Below are 4,966 nucleotides of genomic sequence, written 5' to 3'. Positions count from 1 at the left end.
CATTAGTCCCTTTATTTTAGATGAGTTTTCTGTCTTGGTCTTTTTGTAAACTTCTTGGGGTATTTTCTGGTGAAACTTTATTGATGGCCTGCGCCATTTACTAGCGGGTTATTAGCACTGTCTACACGGCTTGAGCAGCCTCATTATTTTGTCGCCATTATTGATGCGATTAATTAGAGTTCGTTGCTTTAATAATGATAATTTCTGAAATTTAATTAAAAATCCTGGATGCAAGTAATTGCTATGCTGGTTTTATTGTGGGGTTAATGATGAGTGGCCCTGTCTTTATTTCTTATAACTAATTTCTCCAATCAAAATATAGATAAATATCGTATTCTTTGCCTATCGAGCTTTATCTACCTGATTTTAGAATTAATCAGACTTTTCATAGATCATTGTGGGTTGTTTAAATTCGATGGCCTCCCCACCAACATTCTCCTGATTTCAAAATAAAAACTTATTTAATATAATATGCTTTATCTTTATTGTATAAATTTAGAAATTTTTTCCTTAAATTCCAATTATTGTTTTAAGGATTTCTTCTAACTCTTTCAGTCCCTCTGCAGGTAGTGATGAGGTAAAGTGCTCTTCATTAATTAATGAGATTATTTTATTAGTATCTTTACACTTAAAACCTGTCGGCAAATAATCTTCCAATGAACCTTTTCGTAGAATAAAACAATTACGTTCCTTTAGTTCATTTATAAAATCATCAATAACTTTTTCTTCATCTGAGTTTAAATCTTTTCTAATTTTTTGATGACGAATATTTAAATAGTCGCGAAAATTCTGTAAGTCTTCTAAATTTGTAGTATCTATCGCATCATCAAGCATTTTAATCAATTGTATTCCATCCATACTCCCAATCTGGCACAAAGACTCTCTAAGTTTTTTATAGTCTGGGGTTAAAAGCTTTTTAATATCTGATGAGCCTATGTTTAGAGCATAATCCAAATCTGCTATTATATTGCTTTTAATGCACAATAGTTGAAGCAGTTTACTATAATGTTCAAAACTTGATTTACCTCCTACGTCTATAAATTCAATTATTTTAGAGTTTGAAGTTAATCCAGAGTTCTCATTCGCTACATTAAAATGATTAAATAGAGCCTTAAAAAATATACGATCTGACTGTCCTTCTACCAAAGTAACCTCATCCGCAAAAAAGATAACTTCATTATTTTGACTATTAATCATCTTCAAGAGTTGTTTGGCCTCTGGTAGGTCATCTTTATTTAAGCGAACAATCTGGCTTTGAACTTTATTATTATAAACCCTAGATACATATTCTATAGAATGAGGAGTTATAAAGGATGGGGAATGAGTGGAAATTATAAACTGATTACCTGTGTCTTTAGACAATTTAATAAAGAGGTCAAATAATGACTTTTGCCATTGTGGATGAAGGTGAAGTTCAGCTTCATCAATAATTATTATTGCATCAGACACGTTTAAAAAATAAATAGTGAATAAATAGGTCAATAACTCAATTTCTCCGGAAGAAGCTGAACCTATCGGAAACTCTATTCCATTTTTTTTAAGTTTTAAATCGTAATGATTTCTATTAGAACTAATGCAAGATATATCCCAGCTATATCCCATATTCTCTAAAAACGCATCGAGTTCTTTAATATGTTCTTCCTTCTTTAAATACTCCATTGGTTTTATATGGGTATCTAAAAGACGGCGATATTTTTGAATTATTTGTCCAATAGCAAAATTAATGATTTGAGAATTAGAACGGGAAGTAGTTGATCCAACTTGTTTATTTAATTCATATTCATCATATTGATGCAATTCTATATCAGTTTTGAAATTTAACCCTCGATTAGCTGATAAAAATAAAAAAGGAGTTACAAGAGGTTTTTCATGGTATTCATCCTGAATCTGCGCATATCTTTCATAAAGCGATAAATAAGTGTGAAAGAATCCAGCTCCTTCTTTATTTTCAGAAGTAGGAATAAACGTGTCATCTCTAAGTTCAAATTTAAATTTTTCTCCAGGTTGAATTAAATTTAAATCCCATTTTTCTGTTAGGGTAGATAGACCTGCTTCTTTATACTTATAACCTGGAATTTCCTCTAAGCGTTTTGCATTACGCTTCATTTCCTCCATTTTTTGTATATCTTCCTGGGTGCACTCAATTTCTATTTCAATAAATTGAGGTCTGTTTGTTCCTAAGCTATGAGGCTCTAGAATCATTTCCTTAAGCTTTTCATTAAAACGATATTCAAATTGCTGGGATGTATTTGATTCTTGTTGATATTGAGAGCCATACAAAAACTTCCTTATTACAATAACTAATATATCTAACAGATTTGATTTTCCTCCACCATTTGGTCCAATAATGATAGAAATATTACTATCCAAAATTAATTCAGCTTTATTTAAAAAACTTTTTATATTTTCTACAGTTAATTTGCAAATCCGCATTTTTATCCAATGAAATATTTATATTTAGGCTGTTGATACTTCCATTATGATTGTAAACAACTCGAAATTTTTTACCCAATTAGCGCTAGCTAGCTTTCCGTAATGCTTCTATTACCGCATGCGGATTTCTATCAATAACAGTTAAATAAGCTCGAGTAGGCCCTTCAGGTAATCGCTCCCCTCTTTCCCACTTTTCTACTGTTCGTATGCTAAATCCAAATTCCTCTGAAAATTTCTGCCTACTCATGTGAAGCTTTTTCCGAATCGCGGACACATCTATTGCAGAGGGAACCTCTATTTTATGAGTTATTGCCCCATTTTTATTTTGTTTTGCATACTCTAAAGCCTCTTCAACTCCTTGAATTAAACTTTTTCCTAATTCACTCATGATTATTCTCCTTATAAGCGTCAACGATTTTGCCTATAATCGATTTAATAATATTTTTCTCTTCTTGTGTTAGATTATCTTTTTGGTTCTTTCCATAGACTGTTAATAAAAAAATGGGAATGGTTTGATCGTAATAATAGTAAATTACTCTTACCCCACCTCTCTTCCCTTTATTACTGTCTCCAGTCCATCTAATTTTTCTAACACCTCCAGTCCCGACAATCAAATCCCCTTGTAAAGGAAATTCGGCTATGTAATCTATAAAAGATTTTTTAGATTCCTCATCCATACATGATTGTGATTGCTTAATAAATTCAGGCAACTCAACAACAGTTTGTAATATTTTTTTTATTTTCATAATGAAGACTATAACCCCATTGGGGATATTTGTCAACCCCATTGGGGTTTTTTTACTGTATTGAAAACGGGGGTTTTCTTTACTTTGCTGATATTGGAAGATTTTACATTAAATTAACCTTAAGGCTAAAAACTGTCATAAATTTTTCAGTGACAATTACTGGCACAAGGAGATTAGAACCTATTTTCTTTTAATGTCAATAATTGTAGACAGGAGCTAGGTGATTAAGCAATTAAGAAGATCTTCTCGAGGAACAATGATCCTAATGGTGATATCATTGAATCTTAGACGTAATTACTGATTCAATTCTTTTGCATAAAATTTCTAAATGCTCGATATTTCCTCTTTTCTTTTCATAATTTAGAATTGCAAATGCAGGCTTATGGGCTCCAGATTTATTATCTAATTTAGGCCACTCTAAATAGGTTTCAAGATCCGGAGTAATATCTATTAAACCGTTTGAAAATTTATTGTTTTTATGTATTTCTTTTATTAACTCATTGAGCTGTTTGTGTTTTAAATTTTTATCGCTATCTTCATCATATATTGTGATAAAGTTTATACCTAATGCCTCTAATAGCAGCATAAATCTGGTAGTATTAAATTTACCCTCCGATTGAATTACTCCGCATCCCTCAGGTAGATCTAAAAGACCATCATCAATAAGACGTCTAAATAGTGATGCCTCTGTAAGTCCTTCAACTAATAAAACTAAATTTGAAAAAAATATTCCTGTACGCTCATTATCTAACCATAAAAAATATTTAATCCCTTCAATTAATAATTTATCTTCTTCAGCTAAAAGTTCATTTTTCCCTAGTATTGCTTCAAGCTGTTGTCTTGCTGAAAAAATTTTTAATTTTTTATCATCATCAATTTGGTATACTTCTGTATATAGACTGTCTCGTCTAATTCTCACTAAATTTGTAAGTTTATCCGTATTTCGGCTAACAAAGTGAGAGCTATGAGTAGAAGCAATAACTTGCATTATTGTTTCATTAGTTAAATCATTAAGATCCTTTGCTAGTTTTATTTGTTGGGGCGGATGTAAATAGGCCTCTGGTTCTTCAAATAAAAATAATGTTAAATTTAACGTTAACTCTTGAGGTTTTTGCTGTGTAAAAGAATGCTGAAATTCCGCTATTGTTTTAATGAGTGAAGCAATAAAATGTCTCTGGAAACCACTACCATACATTTCTACTCCATGCTTATTTACATCTCTATTTAAATCAAAAAGATGCCAATCTATTAAATTCTTTACTATAAATTTCAAATCTGGTGGAATAAAATCTATTTTGAAACCCACTCCCCATGGTTGTAACTCAGAGGAAATTTGGTTTGTAAATTTCTTTAAAGTGACTTCACTAGTATTCTCGTATTGAGTCATGTTTTCTGAAAAATCTTTGAATGACTTATGCAGTTGTTTAAAAGCATCGCTATTTGATGTGATAGAACTGAGTAAAATCTCCAAAATATCTCTTAAGGAAGACGCGCTACTTAATTTAGTATACTGATCTATTGAGCTAATAGCCGGTACATAAATGAGTTTACCTAGTCTCCCCTTTCTAATTTCACCCATGCTAAAAAAATTACTTCTTTCTAGTCGCCCATTATCATTATATTTGTAAATATAATTATTATTGTAATCAGAAGGTGCATGTGCTGTAGACAGTGCTAATAACCCGCTAGTAAATGGCGCAGGCCATCAATAAAGTTTCACCAGAAAATACCCCAAGAAGTTTACAAAAAGACCAAGACAGAAAACTCATCTAAAATAAAGGGACTAA

Annotated in this window: 4 protein-coding genes; all 4 read right to left on the bottom strand. The window is 31.3% G+C overall.

Going from position 1 to position 4,966, the window contains the following annotated elements; all coding sequences use genetic code 11:
* Positions 1–510: 510 nt before the first annotated feature.
* Positions 511–2,433: an AAA family ATPase gene (locus ACWTEW_RS27755; RefSeq protein ID WP_454783611.1), complete on the bottom strand. Its 1,923-nt coding sequence runs from the start codon at positions 2,431–2,433 to the stop codon at positions 511–513.
* Positions 2,434–2,518: 85 nt separating this feature from the next.
* Positions 2,519–2,821 carry a helix-turn-helix domain-containing protein gene (locus ACWTEW_RS27750; protein WP_058517321.1) on the bottom strand — a complete coding sequence of 101 codons (303 nt, stop codon included), beginning with the start codon at positions 2,819–2,821 and terminating at the stop codon, positions 2,519–2,521.
* On the bottom strand, positions 2,814–3,179 hold the full coding sequence (locus ACWTEW_RS27745) for a type II toxin-antitoxin system RelE/ParE family toxin (RefSeq protein ID WP_058517320.1): 366 nt from the start codon (positions 3,177–3,179) through the stop codon (positions 2,814–2,816). Before ACWTEW_RS27745 ends, ACWTEW_RS27750 begins: the two co-directional genes overlap by 8 nt.
* A 274-nt stretch (positions 3,180–3,453) precedes the next feature.
* Positions 3,454–4,758 carry an ATP-dependent nuclease gene (locus tag ACWTEW_RS27740; RefSeq protein WP_454783610.1) on the bottom strand — a complete coding sequence of 435 codons (1,305 nt, stop codon included), beginning with the start codon at positions 4,756–4,758 and terminating at the stop codon, positions 3,454–3,456.
* Between the last annotated feature and the right edge of the window lie 208 nt (positions 4,759–4,966).

This window comes from Legionella stuttgartensis, assembly GCF_977063405.2.
This window is presented reverse-complemented; position numbering and strand designations above follow the sequence as displayed.